Annotated in this window: 17 protein-coding genes; 3 read left to right on the forward strand and 14 right to left on the reverse strand. The window is 45.2% G+C overall.

Annotated features, from left to right (window positions below; all coding sequences use genetic code 11):
• Window positions 1-39: 39 nt before the first annotated feature.
• The gene (locus SIO70_RS31835) at window positions 40-921 is read right to left on the reverse strand and encodes an alpha/beta hydrolase (RefSeq protein WP_320577755.1); all 882 of its coding nucleotides are present in this window, start codon (window positions 919-921) and stop codon (window positions 40-42) included.
• Window positions 922-990: 69 nt separating this feature from the next.
• Here SIO70_RS31835 and SIO70_RS31840 point away from each other — a divergent pair, with 69 nt between their 5' ends.
• Window positions 991-1,362, forward strand: coding sequence for a hypothetical protein (locus SIO70_RS31840; RefSeq protein ID WP_320577756.1), 372 nt, complete (start codon window positions 991-993; stop codon window positions 1,360-1,362).
• 61 nt (window positions 1,363-1,423) lie between these two features.
• Here the strand turns inward: SIO70_RS31840 and SIO70_RS31845 are convergent, their stop codons facing one another.
• The 5 genes from SIO70_RS31845 to SIO70_RS31865 are packed head-to-tail and all read right to left on the reverse strand — an operon-like array spanning window position 1,424 to window position 6,730.
• Window positions 1,424-2,497, reverse strand: a complete 1,074-nt coding sequence (locus tag SIO70_RS31845) for a dipeptidase (RefSeq protein WP_320577757.1) — start codon at window positions 2,495-2,497, stop codon at window positions 1,424-1,426.
• A gap of 19 nt (window positions 2,498-2,516) precedes the next feature.
• Window positions 2,517-3,620 carry a D-TA family PLP-dependent enzyme gene (locus tag SIO70_RS31850; RefSeq protein WP_320577758.1) on the reverse strand — a complete coding sequence of 368 codons (1,104 nt, stop codon included), beginning with the start codon at window positions 3,618-3,620 and terminating at the stop codon, window positions 2,517-2,519.
• 3 nt (window positions 3,621-3,623) lie between these two features.
• A complete protein-coding gene (locus SIO70_RS31855) occupies window positions 3,624-4,085 on the reverse strand; it encodes a RidA family protein (RefSeq protein WP_320577759.1) in 462 nt (153 codons plus the stop codon).
• 22 nt (window positions 4,086-4,107) lie between these two features.
• Complete coding sequence (locus SIO70_RS31860; protein WP_320577760.1) at window positions 4,108-5,397, reverse strand: gluconate:H+ symporter; 1,290 nt, start codon at window positions 5,395-5,397, stop codon at window positions 4,108-4,110.
• Window positions 5,398-5,455: 58 nt separating this feature from the next.
• On the reverse strand, window positions 5,456-6,730 hold the full coding sequence (locus SIO70_RS31865) for an ABC transporter permease (RefSeq protein WP_320577761.1): 1,275 nt from the start codon (window positions 6,728-6,730) through the stop codon (window positions 5,456-5,458).
• A gap of 74 nt (window positions 6,731-6,804) precedes the next feature.
• Between SIO70_RS31865 and SIO70_RS31870 the strand changes: the two genes are divergently transcribed.
• Both SIO70_RS31870 and SIO70_RS31875 read left to right on the forward strand, forming a co-directional pair.
• Window positions 6,805-7,779, forward strand: coding sequence for a LacI family DNA-binding transcriptional regulator (locus tag SIO70_RS31870; RefSeq protein WP_320577762.1), 975 nt, complete (start codon window positions 6,805-6,807; stop codon window positions 7,777-7,779).
• A 52-nt stretch (window positions 7,780-7,831) separates the two neighbouring features.
• Window positions 7,832-9,007: an aminoglycoside phosphotransferase family protein gene (locus SIO70_RS31875; RefSeq protein ID WP_320577763.1), complete on the forward strand. Its 1,176-nt coding sequence runs from the start codon at window positions 7,832-7,834 to the stop codon at window positions 9,005-9,007.
• A gap of 70 nt (window positions 9,008-9,077) precedes the next feature.
• On the opposite strand, the gene SIO70_RS31880 is transcribed toward SIO70_RS31875, so the two are convergent.
• From SIO70_RS31880 to SIO70_RS31915, 8 genes are read right to left on the reverse strand one after another with little or no spacing between them, the layout of a single operon-like run.
• Window positions 9,078-10,448 carry an NADH-quinone oxidoreductase subunit N gene (locus SIO70_RS31880; protein WP_320577764.1) on the reverse strand — a complete coding sequence of 457 codons (1,371 nt, stop codon included), beginning with the start codon at window positions 10,446-10,448 and terminating at the stop codon, window positions 9,078-9,080.
• Window positions 10,449-10,475: 27 nt separating this feature from the next.
• Window positions 10,476-11,912: an NADH-quinone oxidoreductase subunit M gene (locus SIO70_RS31885; protein ID WP_320577765.1), complete on the reverse strand. Its 1,437-nt coding sequence runs from the start codon at window positions 11,910-11,912 to the stop codon at window positions 10,476-10,478.
• Window positions 11,913-11,957: 45 nt separating this feature from the next.
• On the reverse strand, window positions 11,958-13,859 hold the full coding sequence (gene nuoL, locus SIO70_RS31890) for an NADH-quinone oxidoreductase subunit L (RefSeq protein WP_320577766.1): 1,902 nt from the start codon (window positions 13,857-13,859) through the stop codon (window positions 11,958-11,960).
• 46 nt (window positions 13,860-13,905) lie between these two features.
• Complete coding sequence (gene nuoK / locus SIO70_RS31895; RefSeq protein WP_116853914.1) at window positions 13,906-14,223, reverse strand: NADH-quinone oxidoreductase subunit NuoK; 318 nt, start codon at window positions 14,221-14,223, stop codon at window positions 13,906-13,908.
• A gap of 22 nt (window positions 14,224-14,245) precedes the next feature.
• On the reverse strand, window positions 14,246-14,743 hold the full coding sequence (locus SIO70_RS31900; protein WP_320577769.1) for an NADH-quinone oxidoreductase subunit J: 498 nt from the start codon (window positions 14,741-14,743) through the stop codon (window positions 14,246-14,248).
• A gap of 36 nt (window positions 14,744-14,779) precedes the next feature.
• Window positions 14,780-15,289, reverse strand: a complete 510-nt coding sequence (gene nuoI / locus SIO70_RS31905; protein WP_320577770.1) for an NADH-quinone oxidoreductase subunit NuoI — start codon at window positions 15,287-15,289, stop codon at window positions 14,780-14,782.
• A gap of 40 nt (window positions 15,290-15,329) precedes the next feature.
• Window positions 15,330-16,367, reverse strand: a complete 1,038-nt coding sequence (gene nuoH / locus SIO70_RS31910) for an NADH-quinone oxidoreductase subunit NuoH (RefSeq protein WP_320577771.1) — start codon at window positions 16,365-16,367, stop codon at window positions 15,330-15,332.
• A gap of 23 nt (window positions 16,368-16,390) precedes the next feature.
• Window positions 16,391-17,479 carry a 2Fe-2S iron-sulfur cluster-binding protein gene (locus SIO70_RS31915; RefSeq protein ID WP_320577772.1) on the reverse strand — a complete coding sequence of 363 codons (1,089 nt, stop codon included), beginning with the start codon at window positions 17,477-17,479 and terminating at the stop codon, window positions 16,391-16,393.
• Window positions 17,480-17,492: the final 13 nt, after the last annotated feature.

Here is a 17,492-nt window from a genome sequence, read left to right on the forward strand (position 1 = left end):
TACGTTCCCATTTATACGATTTATGGTATCCCCTCTTTATTACTTTGTATACTTGGCGATGAAATTAAACATCTTGTCCGCCGCATCATTCGCCACCTGGTCTGAAGAATAGCCATGATAGCCGTCAAACGTATAAAATTCATGCGGCACTTTATTCTCCGACAACGCACTATCCAACTCATTCCCCTGGTTAATCCTCACTAAAGAATCCTGCTTACCATGCGCCAGAAAAGTAGGCGGACTATCTGAAGATACATATGTAACAGGACTACTCGCTGCATACATTTCCGGGTTCTCCGAAGGTGTGACACCCAGCACAACCGCCATCAACTCAGGTACTCCAGACGATCCCTCTTTATACATCCGCGCTAAATCATAAGGTCCCCAGTTACTCGCCACACACTTTATATGCTTCTTCTCATTGTGTTTATAAGCAATCAGTGTAGTCAGCTGTCCACCTGCACTTGCCCCGATCAGCGCTGACAATGGTGATACCAGAAATGAATCGGCATGTGCATACATATAATTCATGGCTGCTACCAGGTCTTCTTCCGCTGTTGGAAATTTATTCTTCCCATCCTTTACCAACCGGTAATTAACATTCACATAAGCAAACGCCGGCGAGAATGTTGTATTCCTGACCAACCCCTCACAGGCAGCAGAGAAATCACTCTTATCCCCTCCTATCCATCCACCCCCATGCACAAACACCATCAGGTGGGTACGCTTGGGCGACCTGCCTGCAGGCAGGTAAATGTCGATCGTCTGTAATGAATCATCCCCATAATGTTGATTGAGTAAAATTAACTCCTGTTTTGCGCCAGGACTCGCCGCCAGCGAAGTATCTGCAGTGAGCGTCTGTGAACCAGATTCATTTTTACATCCAGGTAATAAGTATAAAAGGATAGCGCATGGTAACATCCTTCTCAAGTTGAGAAACATCATATATAAACTTATAATTTCTGTAACTTCCAGTTAAAACCTGCTAATATGAAATATACCCTCCTGCTCTCTCTTCTTTGTTGTATACTATCCATCCCTTCTTTTGCACAAGGCCCTATCCCCAATGTGGAAGGTCATGCCAACGCAATCATAGGAAAACTGACAAAATCCCTCTCCCTGAAAGAAGATCAACAGTTAAAACTGAAAGGTTATATCTCCGATTTTATTACGCAACGCAATACCGTTGTTGCTGAAACTGCTACCAACCCCAAAGCCTACGATGCTAAAATCAAAAGCATGCATAATGGCTTCTACAAAAAGCTGAAAACAGCCCTGACTGCTGAACAATATGAAACTTTTCTACAGCAGAAACCTGCAGAAAACGACCCTACTAACGTATTGTCTCAATTGTATTACTAATAACAAAAAGCCCTGCAGGATGTTCCCACAGGGCTATGTTAAATATTGTTAACGATCGCGGTTATTTACTCCATGCCTTTCTCAGGAACCGTAACCAGTTCCCATGCATTATGTTTTCTACATCTTCATCTGAGTAACCTCTCTTCTTAAACAATGCAGGTAGTTTCTGCACATCTGCAATCGTTTCTAGATCATATGGAGATTGCTCCTTACCAAAGGCGCCATCCAGGTCAGAACCGATGCCTACATGCAATGCATTGCCCGCCAGCTGACAGATATAATCCATATGATCTACCAGTTTATCCAGGTTACAATCCATGCCTTTAGGATCAGATACGCCTCTTACCCATCCTGGTACCATCATCCACGCATCCATCGCACCACCTATTACAGCGCCTCTCTTTACCAGTTCAAGTATCATCTCGTCAGAGAACTGACGGTTATGATCCACTAGTTTACGCACGTTATTATGGCTGGCCCAAACATGTCCGGAAAAGTGCTCCATGGCTTCCCAAAAGCAATCATCACACAGGTGCGTAGCATCCAGAATAATGTTGAGCCGCTCCATTTCTTTCAGCAGCGCTCTGCCTTTATCACCCATAAACCCTGTTGCATCTGTACCCTGTGCATATCTGCCAGGGCCATAGTGTGCAGGGCCTACAGCACGCAAACCATTATTATAGGCCCTTTCCAGGTAAGGTATGTCTACGATAGAATCAGCACCTTCCAGGCTTAAGATATAACCAATGGCTTTGTTGGCTGTTGGTTGTCCATCATTCCAGTAAGCAAGATGTTTTTCCAGAGCGGCCAGATCAGTAATGGGAGTCAGTTCTCCTGCCTCTTCCATCGCCTTGTACCACGCCAGCTGCCCCTGTGTCTGTGCCCATGCCTGTTCTGGTGAAAACCATCCCGGCAGTGGATTGTCAGGAGCCACAAAACGGGCAATCTGTGTACCTACTACCAACCCTATATTTCCTTTGCGCAACTCCGGAAAAGATACCACTCCTTTAGCGCGGTCTGGTTTATCGGTTTGTCCTTCTTCCCTTTTCCTGATGTCATTCACAGGCAGGCGGAGATTGCGGTTCCACTCCATCGCGTTCATACTGAGATCCAGATGCGCGTCTATTGCAAACATGTTTATAATAGTTTTAGGTTCAGATCATGATCTTCCTGTCTCTCGCTACAACTTTCCATTGCGCAATACAGGTATTTTTTTCTACAACACCCACGCGCTCATACAGGGCTACGGTAGGGCATATATGATATGGTACGCCGTACAATACAGTACCCACAGGGTATTGCGCAGTATCCGCCACTTTCACAACCAGGTGCTCCTCACTTTGTGATACAGGCGAGGCTTCCGGTGCATTCAGGAAAACAACTCTTGGTTGTGGATTTTCTGCTGCAACTGATTTATGCCCCAGGTCAAGACACAGGCGCTCTCCATCAATAATGGAAATCACTCTTGTCACCAATACGGCCGCATAGTCATACTTCTGATCCGGTAAGTGCTGCTGATATCCCCAATCCCAGAAGATAAAGGTACCCGGACTACACTCCACACCTTCTCTTTCGGCATGAATGGGGAATGTGGGAGAACCACCCGCTACAATGCGTGGTGCAGGCAATCCACTGTCTGTAATAGCCTGTGCAAGGGCCTGTACAGGCACATACGCAGCATTACATTTCTCTTTACGAATAGCAATATCCACATCATGCAGGTGACCATCATAGGCATGTAATCCTACAGGTGTAACACCTGGCAGGTGTGCCAGTTCCTGGTACAATGCCAGGGCTGCTGCACCTGGTACAATACCTGTTCTGTTCATGCCTACATTCAGATCGAGATACACAGGCAACACCTTTTGCGCGGTGGCAAATTGTGCTGCGATCGCTACAGCCGAAGCAGCGTTATCCACCAGGCAACTGTATTTCGTATCCGGATATTGATCGGTGAGTTCCAGCAATCGTTCGATCTTTGGCCCTACAGGCTGATAAGCAAGCAATACATCTTTTGCGCCTGCCAATCCAAGCATTTCTGCTTCGGCTATGGTGGCACACTTAAATTTATGAATGCCCTCTTCGATCAGCAGCTGTGCAGCCTCCGTGATCTTGCTGGTTTTTACATGTGGGCGCAGTCGCTGCACATCCTTCACAGAAGCTTTCACTGCAAGGATGTTGTCTCGCATACGCTCCGGATACACCAGCAATGCAGGTGAATCCACCGTGTTAATGTTGTGCAGTTCGTACCAGTTCATAATTTATGCTAATTCAAATAATGCCTCAATTTCAACAGGAATATTATCAGGCAGAGAACCCATACCTACAGCGCTACGCACACCGATCCCATTCTCTTCGCCCCATATTTTTGCAAACAGTTCGCTGGCGCCATTGATCACATATGGATGACGACCAAAATCAGGTGTGCAGTTCACCATACCCAATACCTTGATCACACGCTTTACTTTGTCCAGGCTTCCCAGGTTGGTAACGATGGTAGAAAGCATGGTCAGGGCAACTTGTCTGGCAGCCAGTTTACCTTTCTCAATATCCATATCCTCACCAATACGGCCTATGATCAGGCTTTTATCGTCCTGTACCGGGCCGTGGCCGGAGAGGTACAGGTATTTGCCATCGATCAGGTAAGGCTTATAAACACCCAGTGGAGAAGGTGCTGGTGGCAATGTCAATCCTAATGCTTTGAAGTTTTCTGTTGCTGTCATAGTCACTGATAATTTTATCGTCTTAATGTACAAAAATGCTTAATATCAAACACCCTATTAATCCCACCACACTCACAATCGTCTCCATCACAGACCACGTCTTAAAGGTATCCTTTACTGATAAATTAAAATACTCCTTAAACAACCAAAAGCCGCCATCGTTCACATGACTAAACATGAGACTGCCGGCTCCTGTAGCTAATACCATCAAACATGGATTTACACCCAGTGTTCCTACCATAGGACCTAACATGGCTGCCGTGGTCAATCCTGCAATCGTAGCTGATCCTACTGCCACTCTTACCAACGCTGCCAGGCTCCACGCCAGCAGCAAAGGATTCATGTGTGTACTCATCATCCCCTGCGCAATAATATCGCTCACCTTGCTATCCATTAGCATTTGCGTCAATGCGCCGGAACCACCGATGATGAGGATAATAGGAGACACATCCTTAATCGATTCATCCAATGATTTCATCACCGTTTTCATGCTCAATCCTCTCTTCAATCCTAACAGGTAAATACCATTCAATACAGCGATCAGCATTACGATAATCGGATCGCCTAACCAATCAGCAATTTTCACCCATACACCGTGCCCAACTAACTTTATAATCGTCGTTCCTGCCAGCAAAATCACCGGCAGCAATGCAGCGAACAAACTCTCTGCCATACCCGGCAATTTCTCATCCGGAATAGGTTCTATATGAAACAGCGCAGCAGGCTCCTGTTTATACCCCCTTAAAAAGCGGCTAAAGATAGGTCCTGCCGCAATAATAGCAGGAATAGCTACGATCAGTCCATACATGAGCGTCATGCCCATATTGGCGCCAAAAGCACCCACCAGTGCAGTAGGCGAAGGATGCGGAGGCAGGTAACCATGTGTTACTGACAACGATGCCAGCATAGGTATTCCCAAATATACCGCAGGCAGTTTTGTGCGCGCTGCCACCGTAAAGATCAGCGGCACCATCAGCACAAAACCAATATTATAAAACAACGGAATTCCTACAATGAACCCCGTCAGCATTAAAGACCATTGAATATACTTTCGCCCGAATAGGTGCATTAATCCATTCGCAATTCTTTGCGCAGCGCCACTTTCAGCCACCAGTTTACCCAACATACTGCCAAATACTATGATGGAGACCAACCCACCCAGGGTCTTGCCAATGCCGGTAGTAATAGATTGTGTGATTGTATGGATATCCATCCTCAGGGCTAAACCCATGAACAAACACACGACCAGGAAAGCTATGAATGTGTTGAGCCTTAACCCCGCCACCAGCAATACCAGTAGCAGGATTGACATTAGTACAATGATTAAAGCCATCGAAATTCTTTAGATGTTGGCGACTAAAATTATCTGGTTATTCATATCGGAGTGCAATAATAGGGTCGAGTTTAGAAGCCTTGATAGCAGGGAATATACCTGCCATCAGACCAACGCCGGCACACAGGCTGATACCCATAAAGATCCAGAACCAGGGTATCACAAAACTTGTATGCAATAGCAATGATACCACGTTGCCTACCAGCATACCCAGCAACACCCCTAAGGCGCCACCCAGTACACTGATGATGATTGACTCATATACAAACTGCCTGCGAATCACCTGTCGCGTAGCACCCAGTGCTTTGTTCACACCAATCTCACGTGTGCGCTCTGCAACAGATACCAGCATAATATTCGTCAATCCAATCGCAGAACCGAACAGGGTAATGACCCCTATGATAGCAGCGGCAATGGCCACAAAGCCAAGGCTGTTAAACAACATTTCACCTATACTGTCACTCTTGCTGATATAAAAATTCTCTTCTTCATTCAGATGCAGGTGCCTCACTATTCGGAATAAGCCGGTAGCCTCTCCCACAGCGGCATCCATTCGGTTTATATCTTTCACTGACACGCCTATATTATAGGTCATCGTGTTACCTCCATATACTCTTCTCGTGTTCGTCACAGTGGTAATCACTACTTTGTCAGCACTCATAAAACCACTGTTCCCTTTTGGTTCCAGCAACCCTATCACTCTGTAACGTACATTGCCCACACGGATATTGCTGTTAATCACATTTTTCATTCCGTCTCCATACAGTTTCTTTGCTACATCGGTTCCCAATATAGCGACATTCCGCCCGGTTTCCATATCTAATTGATTAAAGTTTCTGCCCTCTTTCAATTTATAATTGGAAAACTCCAGGTAATTTTCATCTCCGCCTAATACCTGTACATTTGGATTGGTCTTGCTTTCTCCCTTGTAAATGGTAGCTGCACCACTGGCTGTAACAGATACGCTCACGGTGGAGGGGAATGAAAAACGGCGCTTGAAATCTTTCGCTTCCTCCCATGTAATAGGGATATTGCTATTCGATGTTTTTACCTTCTTTTTCTTCTTGTCACTCTTCTTTGCATCCGGGCCTCCCCCCATGAAAATACGCAACGCCCTGTTCTGAATAGAGAAACTGTTCGCCCCCATACTGGCAAAGTTGGAGTAGATACTGTTCTTCATACTTTCAGTAGCAGTCAGAATGCCCACCAGGGCCATAATTCCAAATGCGATGATGGAAATAGTAAGCCCTGCGCGTAATCTATTCGCGCTGACAGAACGGTAGGCGAGGGAAAATATGTCACGGAATTGCATGATTTAAAGATAATGAAAAACATTTTTCCGCTATTTTTATTATATAAATGGCGAACCCTCCTACTATAAAAGAAATGGCAGAAAAACTGCACCTGGCAAAGTCCACGGTTTCAAGGGCCTTGCATGACCATCCCAGCATCGGGTTGCGTACCCGGATGAAGGTACAGGAGCTGGCCCGGGCACTCAATTACGAACCGAACCAGACTGCCATTCATTTTCAGCAGAAAAAGACCTTTACTATAGGGATTGTGTTACCAGAACTATCAGAGGCATTTTTCTCTGCAGCCATTAGCGGGATTGAAGATGCTGCAAATCAACATAATTACATGGTGCTGCTGGGGCAGTCGCATGATGATGCTGCCAGAGAGAAAAAGATTGTGGAAATTATGAAGAATCACCGGGTAGATGGACTGATTGTTTCGCTGGCGAAAAATACCGGGGATTATGCACATTTTGAAGCACTGGAAAAGTTCAATATTCCGGTGGTATTTTTCGATCGTATTCCGGACAAAAAAGACATTCATTATGTAGCCTGTAATATGGAATCAGGTACCCTCCAGGCAGTCTCTCTTTTACTCGAAAAAGGACATCGTGTGATCGGGATGATCAATGGCCCGGAACAATTAGTCGCTACCCCCCAGCGTGAAGCAGGTTTTAAACAGGCGTTGCAGAAAAAAAGATTAAAATTCGATGCGAGCCTCATCGTCCATTCCGATCTCACAAAAGAAGGAACACGTGCCGCCATGCAGCAGCTTTTATCAAATAAAAGGAAAGTAACAGCGATTGTTACCTTCAATGATTATGTGGCCCAGGATGCGGTGCAATATGCATTGGAGCAGGGAATAAAAGTGAATAAAGACCTCACGTTTGTGAGTTATGCAAATCTACCTTTGAGCAGTTATATGGCGTTTCCACCCATAGCTTCTGTAGAGCAGTATCCTTATGAGCAGGGGTTTAAGGCGACGGAAATATTGCTCTCTTTATTAAACAATAAGGAACACATAAAATATCACCATATCGTCATCGATTCCCGGCTCATAGTGAGATAAATTTTCATACCCAGCCGGCCGCAGGCCCCTCAAAAACCGTGGGGCATTGCCGATGGTAAAAGCCCAGGAGGTTTGCGACCACCCGGGTAAAAATTCACGCAACCGTTTGCGCAATCTTTCTATCAATCTTTCCCTTAAGTTTGAAATTATCAATCAAAATATCATGCAGGCTTCGATACTGGCAGCTTACGGAATAGTGGCAGATGAATGTACTATCCAGCCTTTTGGCAGCGGACTTATCAACACCACCTGGAAAGTCGTCCACGGCAATAAGTCTTACATCTTACAACGCATCAACCACCAGGTCTTCAAACAACCAAAGGTGATCGCAAACAACATCCGCTACATCGGCCAGTACCTGCACCAACATTCACCGGAATACTTCTTTGTACAACCCGTGAATACAACAGATGATCAGGGACTGGTAATAACCGAAAACGGTGAATACTTCCGCCTGCAACCCTTCGTAACCGACTCCCGTAGTTACGACGTAGTAGACGATGAACAACTGGCCTACGAAGCCGCAAAACAGTTTGGAAGGTTCACCCGCTTATTAGCTGGTATCGACACGAATAAGATCGGCTATAGTTTACCTGATTTCCACAACCTCACCCTCAGATATCAACAATTTGAGGATGCGTTGAAAAATGGCAACAAAGAGCGGATAGCCGCATCTGAAGAATTAATATTCAGAATCAGGCAATACGCTTATCTCACAGATACCTTCGAAGCCATCAAGCAGAATCCTGCATTCAAAATCAGGGTCATGCACCATGATACAAAGATCAACAATGTACTCTTCGATAATACTGGAAATGGCATCTGTGTAATCGACCTGGACACCGTAATGCCCGGATACTTCATCAGTGACTTCGGCGATATGATGAGAACGTACTTATCACCTGCAAATGAGGAGGAAAAAGACTTCAGTAAGGTACAGGCCCGGAAGTCCTTCTTTAAAGCGATTGTAAGCGGTTATCTGAGCGAATTGAAAGAAGAACTAAGTCCTGATGAAATCCATCACCTGGTATACGCAGGCCAATTCATGGTCTACATGCAGGCCATCCGTTTCTTAGCAGATTATTTAAATAATGATATTTATTACGGCGCTAAATACGAACTACACAACTATGTAAGAGCAGGCAATCAGCTGGCTTTATTAGATCGTATCAGCGAGCAGGAAAGCACCTTTTTTAAAGCGATCACTACACCAGATCGCGTCGTTTGAAAAGCAGCACCATTTAAAAACAAAAATGCCGGCATGTAGCCGGCATTTTCTATTTAAGATTGAATCTTTTTTATACAAATTGTAACAGCAATCCAGGGAACACACCCAACAGTATCACTATCGCAGCTGTCAACACCAGCAAAAATTTAAATCTGCCACTCATTTCCTCAACACCCGGCTCACCAGATTTAAAGTACATCGCCATGATCACCCTGAAGTAATAATACACACTGATTGCAGCACATATCACCGCTATAATCACCAGCCACAAAAGATTACCTTCCTGTACCGCCGCTGTCAACACATAGTATTTCGCAAAGAAACCTGCAGTCAGTGGAATACCAGCCAATGATAACAAACAGATCGTAGTTACCGCAGCCACCAAAGGCTCCTTCTTCGCCAATCCGTTAAAGCCATCGAAAGTATAATCCATCATCTTAATCAACACTGCAAAGATGCCGATTGTAGCTACAGAGTAAGCTGCTGCATACAGGATAATACCTTTCACAGCAAAGTCACTGAACGCAATCACTGACAGCAACATAAAACCTGCCTGCGCAATACTTGAATACGCCAGCATACGTTTTACACTCTGCTGGAATACTGCTGTAAAGTTACCAATGATCAGCGTAGCAGCCGTTACCAGTGCCAGCAGCAACTGCCAGTCTTTACTGATCGTGCCTGTAAACGCACCATGAAACAAACGGATAAATGCAATAAAGCTACCCGCCTTCACCACAGTGGCCATGAAAGATGTAAATACTGAAGGCGAACCATCATACACATCCGGTGTCCAGAAGTGGAAAGGCGCTGCAGAAACTTTGAATGACAATGCAAATGCAACCAGTATCACACCACACAATGCAAGCGGACTAGCCGCACCATCTCCCAACCCCAGCTCACTGATCAAAAATGAACCAGATGCACCATAAATCAATGTAATACCCATCAGCAAAATACCTGTGGAGAAAGAACCCATCAGGAAGTACTTCAGCGAAGCTTCACTACTCTTAGGACTCTTTTTATCACTACCAGCCAGGATGTACTGAGGAATAGAAATGATTTCTATAGCCAGGAAAAGCATTAATAAACTGCTGAACGAAGACGCCAGCGTAATACCCGACAGGATGAAAAATACCAGCGCAAAGTAATCAGACACATGTTCCCCTACTTTTTCAAAAGCACTGCCTGACAGCATAAAGTACAATAACGTAGCTCCAAAAGCCACCGCATTGAACAATACACTGAAACTGCTCACAGTGATCATACCATACAGAGTGCGGCTCCCCCCCTGTAATGTGCACAATTCCGCCAGGTTCGCTGCAAAGCAAATCAGCAACGCCACAATGGCAACAAATTTAATGGACTGCTTATTTTTCACGAAAAGCCCCGCAAACATCATCAAAACGCCCGATAAAGCAGTAGATATTAATGCATTCATATTCCTGTGTTACGAAAGAACAACTTTTTAATAAACCTTATTAACCAATTCAGTAGTGCTCTGAACCAACTCCAGCATAGGCTTTGGATATACGCCCAGTACCAGGATGATCGCTACTATCACACTCAACGCCAGCATTTCATTACCACGCAGATCAGTAGTAGTTTCTGTCAGCTGATTAGGCTGGCCAAAGATCACTTTCTGTACCATGTTCAGTGTGTACACCGCACCCAGGATCACTCCCAGACCAGCTACTGCCATGAACCATGGATTATATTGATAGAGACCGCTGAACATCAGGAACTCCCCGATGAAACCATTGGTCAGTGGCAATGCAATATTTGCAAAACTGATAATCACCAGGAAGGTAGCCATGCGGGGTGCATAAGCAGCAATACCGCCCAACTCATTCAGTGACTTCACTTTCAAACGATCCTGGATAATCTCAACGATGATCCACAAACCAATGATATTGATACCGTGGTTAAAGAACTGTACCAGCACACCCTGTAAACTCTGCTCGTTATTCGCAAAGATCGCGGCACTCATCAACCCGATGTGGGCAATAGATGAATAAGCGATCAGACGTTTGAAATCAGATTGAACAATGGCAATGCAGGAAGCATATACAATACCGATGATAGATAATACAATCGCAACATCAGACCATACATAAGCACCTTGTGGTAATACCGGCAGTAACCAGCGAATCACGCCAAACAGACCCATTTTCACCATGATACCTGACAGTACCATTGTAACAGGAGTTGGAGATTGCTCGTAAGTATCCGGCTGCCATGTGTGGAAAGGGAAGATCGGCATCTTGATAGCAAAAGCTACAAAGAACAACCAGAACAACCAGGACTGTGTCTCTTTAGGTAAAGCCGCTGTTGTGAAACTTGCATAACTAAAGGAGTGATCCGGCGTTTGCAGATAGATATAGATAATACCGATCAGCATGAGCAGGGAACCTGCAAAAGTGTATACAAAAAACTTGAAGGTAACAGGGATCCTCTTTTCGCCTCCCCACAGTGAGCAGAGGAAGTATACAGGAATCAGCGCCAGTTCCCAGAAGAAGTAGAACAACATAGCATCATAGGCAGTAAATACACCCATGAGACCTGCCTGCGATAACAGCATCAGTGCATAGAAGCTGTTAGCACGGTCATACTCCCTTTTATTGATAACAATAAAGATCAGTACAAATGAAATAGAAGTGAGCAGGCTAAGCATCATGCCCATACCATCCAATCCTACACTAAACGTAGCGCCCAGTTGTGGTATCCAGTTGCAGCTGTGGCTGAGGCTTTCAGGTGCAGACCTGAACTGAAACAGCGCGGCAATAGTGACCGCCAGCGATGCCAGAGATGATATCAAACCCACCGTTTTGGGGCCTGATCCCTTCAGGCCAAACGTAAGAAGGCCCGCCACCAAAGGAATCAAAATGAGTAATACTGTCAACATAATTTTATCTAAACTTGTCCTTTTTGAATGATGATGCAGGTAATATTATCGAACCAGGAACCCGATTACAAATAATAATACCATCCCTATAACCATGGCAAATATGTAAAAACCTACCTGCCCGCTCTGAAGCAACCTTACCTGTTGACTACTCCACTGAACACCACGGCCTACACCGTTCACCAATCTGTCAATACCTGAACGCTCAATCGCTTCTTCAAAGAAACGGCTCAGCATACCCAGGGGCTTTACTATGATAGCATCGTAAATCTCGTCTACATACCATTTGTTCTCCAGTACTTTCGCAATACCAGTACGTGGTTCACCATTGTCGGTGAAGTCGCGGTACCAGTTGCGCGCCAGGAAAATAGTGATGATTACCAGCACAGAGCTCAGTGCCATCAGCAACCATTCAGTGCTGTGTGCCATTTCATGCAGTTCTACCTTTTCTACAGATGCAGCAAAGATAGGATGCAGGTAATGCTCTAACAGGTTAGGTGCACCAAATACTGCTGGTAAACCTACATAACCACCAATCACAGACAGGATAGCCAATACAATCAGCGGGAACGTCATTGCGCCCGGACTTTCGTGCAGGTGATGCTCCTGTTCGTGTGTACCGCGGAACTTACCACAGAATGTGATGTAGTACAAACGGAACATATAGAACGCCGTCATCAATGCTGTCAGCAAACCTACTACATACAGCAGTTTGTTGGCAGCAAAGGTGTGGGATAAAATTTCATCTTTTGAGAAGAAGCCAGACAAACCTGGGATACCTGAAATAGCCAGACAACCGATCAGGAAAGTGGCATTCGTAACAGGCATGTATTTTTTCAAACCACCCATCTTACGAATGTCCTGCTCACCACCCATTGCGTGGATCACAGAACCTGAACCAAGGAACAACAGCGCCTTGAAGAATGCGTGTGTCATTACGTGGAATACCGCAGTAGTATAAGCACCTACACCAAGAGCGAGGAACATATAACCTAACTGAGATACAGTAGAGTAAGCCAGTACTTTCTTGATATCATCCTGCTTCAGTGCAATTGAAGCCGCCAGCACCGCTGTAACCAGGCCGATGATAGCTACTACGTGTTGCACACATGGCGCAAGTGTATAAAGAATGTTGCTGCGTGCAATCATATAGATACCCGCTGTCACCATCGTTGCAGCATGGATCAGGGCAGATACCGGGGTTGGACCCGCCATCGCATCAGGCAACCAGGTGTACAAAGGTACCTGTGCTGATTTACCCATCGCACCTACAAAGAAGAGGATCGCAATTGCAGCGAGGGTACTATCACCCTTTGCTACACCCGCAATTTGTGGGAGTACTTCAGCATAATTTACACTACCAAAGTGAACGATCATCAGGAACATACCCAGCAGAAACCCAAGGTCACCAATGCGGTTCATAACGAAAGCCTTCTTGGCAGCGTTGTTGTAATTAGTATTCTTATACCAGAAGCCGATCAGGAGGTAAGAACAAAGTCCTACACCTTCCCAGCCTATGAACATCATCACGTAGTTGGCGCCTAATACAAGGATCAACATAGAGAATACGAACAGGTTCAGGTATGCGAAATAACGCGCAAACCCTTCGCTGGTCTCATCGTGCATGTAAGAAGTAGAGTAAATATGAATCAGAGAACCTACGCCTGTAATGATCAGGAGAAACAGTGAACTTAACTGATCTACCTGAAAGGCAAATGGAATATGCAGGCTGCCTGCAGAAATGAAATCAAACAATTGTACGGTTACCGCCTGAAAACCCGGGGTACGTACTTCCAGGAACATCAGCAAACTAATCACAAAAGCCGCCAGTATAGATCCGCTCCCAACGATACCTGCCAGTGATTTGGAGAGGTATCTTCTTCCCAATCCATTCACCAGAAATCCTAATAGTGGTAATAATGGTACCAGCCAAACTAGATTAATCATCTATCAAATACGAATTACGATTTACAAATTACGGTTTGCCTTATGGTTAATTCTTCAGACGGTTCATGATATTCACATCTACTGACTGTGAATTCCTGTATACCATAACGATGATAGCGAGACCAACAGCAACTTCTGCCGCCGCCACGACCATGATGAAAAACACAAAGATCTGGGCTCCGGCCGCATCTACTCTACCCGCATCTGCCCACATTTTAGAAAACGCCACTAACAAAAGGTTCACAGCATTCAGCATCAACTCTACACACATGAAGATGATGATAGCATTTCTGCGCATCAATACCCCCATCACCCCGATACAAAAGAGCGCAATGCTTAAAAAGATATAATATTGAACCGGCATAAAAATGAATTACAGATTACGATTAATGTTCTTTCTTACCAATCACGACTGCACCGACCATGGCGCTCAAAAACAGAATGCTGCTCACTTCGAAAGGAACAACATATGATTTGAATAAAGTCTGACCAAGATTAGCGATCAAACCAATATTGTTAGATTCCGGTGTTAATGATGGCAGGCTTGCTTCACGCAGCGCAGCCAGCAGTACCACCAGCAGTGCCCCCCCACTGATCGCACCTGCATACTTAAGCCAGTTCCGCTTTTGCGGCTCTCCCTCTGCATTCAGGTTCATCAGCATGATCACGAACAGGAACAATACCATGATCGCACCCGCATATACAATGATGTGCACCACCGCCAGAAACTGTGCATTCAGCATCACGTAATGGCCGGCTATGGTAAAAAATGTAAGGATCAGGCAAAGGACGCTTGTAACGGGACTCTTACTAAACACCACGCCCAGCGCAGTGATCAGTGAAATAATAGAGAGTATCCCGAAAACGACTTGTTGTAAATTCATTCCCATTGCTATATTGTCTGATTGTTGTGTTTGGAATTATGCATTTTTCTGCTCTCCTGGCAATGGAATCAACAGATCCTGCTTGCCATAGATGAAACCTTCACGTTTGTAATGTGCTGGTGCAAATGTTTCGGAGAGATAAATCGCATCCTTAGGACAGGCTTCTTCACAAAAACCACAGAAGATGCAACGGAGCATGTTAATCTCATAACGTGCTGCATATTTTTCTTCACGGTACAGATGCTCTTCACCTGATTTCCTTTCAGCAGCTTCCATTGTAATAGCCTCCGCAGGACAAGCTACCGCACACAGACCACAGGCTGTACAGTTTTCACGTCCTTCAGCATCCCTGTTCAGAATGTGAAGACCACGGAATACCGGGCTGAATTCACGTTTTTCTTCAGGATAACTTACCGTTGGTTTTTTCTGGAATATATGCTTGAAAGTGATAACCATTCCCTTTGCAATAGCCGGCAGGTACATCCTCTCCAACATGTTCATCGGTCTGCGATCTACCGGTTTTGCCCTGTTCGTTAAAGTTTGCATGATTAATAATGCGATTAAATAAGTTTACAATTTCGTTCTCTTAATGTTGATGCCACAAAATCCAGCCACCAGTGATCAACATGTTTAACAATGCAATCGGGATCAGGTAATTCCAACCCAAACGCATTAACTGATCATAACGGAAGCGCGGGATAGTCCAGCGTACCCACATAAAGAAGAAAATGAAGCAAATAATTTTTATAAACAGCACCAGTGTACCCAATATAGTCAGAATGTTTGGCGATACATGCAGACTATCCATTCCCCAGAAATGATATCCACCAAAGTACAATGTAGCCATCAGCGCAGAGCTGATGAACATATTGATATACTCAGCGAACAGGAAGAAACCCAGTTTCATGGAAGAATACTCCAGGTGATAACCACCGTTCAGCTCATTCTCCGCTTCTGCCAGGTCAAATGGAGAACGGTTGGTCTCAGCAAATGAACAGATCAGGAAAATGATAAAGCCCAGCGGCTGAACAAATACGTTCCATACACCGCCATGACGCTGCTGCTCTACGATTTCTTTCAGACTCAGCGTACCACTCACCATCAGCAGTGCAATCAGTGCCATACCCATCGCCAGCTCATAGCTGATGATCTGGGAAGCGGCACGTACAGATGATAACAGGGAGAATTTATTGTTGGAAGCCCAGCCACCCAGCATAATGCCGTATACGCCTAAGCTCACCACACCAAAAATGTAAAGAATACCAATGTTCACGTCAGCTACCTGCAGTGATACTGTATGACCTGCAATGGTCAGTGTATCGCCCCATGGAATTACTGCACTGGTCATACAGGCTACAATCATAGCCAGTGATGGACCTAAAATAAAGAGGAAATGATTGGAAGATCCTGGAATGATCTCTTCCTTGAAGAAGAGCTTACCACCATCCGCCAGCGGCTGAAACAAGCCCAAAGGACCCGCTCTGTTTGGTCCAAGCCTATCCTGCATAATACCCGCTACCTTTCTTTCGCCCCATGTGGAATACATGGCCACGACCAGAGATATTACCAATACACCTGATATCAGTATTATCTTCTCAAGAATGAAAAACCAGTCTATTTGCATCAAATACGAGTTATAATAGTTACTTACTTGTTAAAATCATCAGAGTGTGCAGGCCCCTCGATCTGCGACAGATCGATATCTGGACGGTTTACCTCGCTAATACTGTGAATATCCATCAGCAGTTTTGGCTGACGGCCATCCAGTACTTCAACCAGGGTATCCTTCGGCTTGTTTACACCTACATAGTGGTTAGCAGAAATTACGCTCTGGCGTTCGATCTTACGTGGACCTTCCACTACCCAGTCTTTCGCTTCTTTCTTATCAAAACGGCAGGTATCGCAAATGAAATCTTCTACTTCGCCATATTTATCCTTACGTGCAGTTACACGGAACACTTCGTCACCACGCATCCAGAGTACGGTTTTACCACAGCACTTAGGATTCTCACAGTCACGGTGTGCGTTCACTGGTTTCAGGAACCAAACACGGTTTTTGAAACGGAAAGTTTTATCAGTCAGTGCACCTACAGGGCATACGTCAATAACGTTACCGATGAAGGGACTGTTTAAATTCTTGCTAAGATAAGTGCTGATTTCAGCATGCTCACCACGGCCCAGTACACCATGCTCACGGTTGCCAGCAACCTGATCGGCAGTGAATACACAACGGTAGCAAAGGATACAGCGGGTCATATGTAACTGGATCTTATCACCCAGATCTACTTTTTCGAAAGTACGGCGTTTGAATTCGTAACGGGTACCTTCAGCACCATGCTCATAACCCAGATCCTGCAGGTGACACTCACCAGCCTGATCACATACTGGGCAATCCAGCGGGTGATTCAGTAACAGGAATTCCACCACACCTTTACGTGCTTCCAGCACTTCAGGAGAGGTGATGTTTGCTACTTCCATACCATCCATTACAGTAGTACGGCAGGAAGCAACCAGTTTTGGCATAGGACGGGGATCAGCTTCCGAGCCCTTCGATACTTTTACCAGACAGGTACGGCATTTACCACCACTACCCTGCAGTTTGGAATAGTAGCACATTGCAGGCGGCACTATATCTCCTCCTATCTGACGGGCAGCATTCAGGATAGTAGTACCTGGTGCCACTTCCACAGAGATCCCGTCGATCTTGACTTTAAAGAGTTTCTGTTCTTCAGCCATTTTGTTCGCTTAA

It is taken from the genome of Chitinophaga sancti, from assembly GCF_034087045.1.
Classification (GTDB): Bacteria; Bacteroidota; Bacteroidia; order Chitinophagales; family Chitinophagaceae; genus Chitinophaga; species Chitinophaga sancti_B.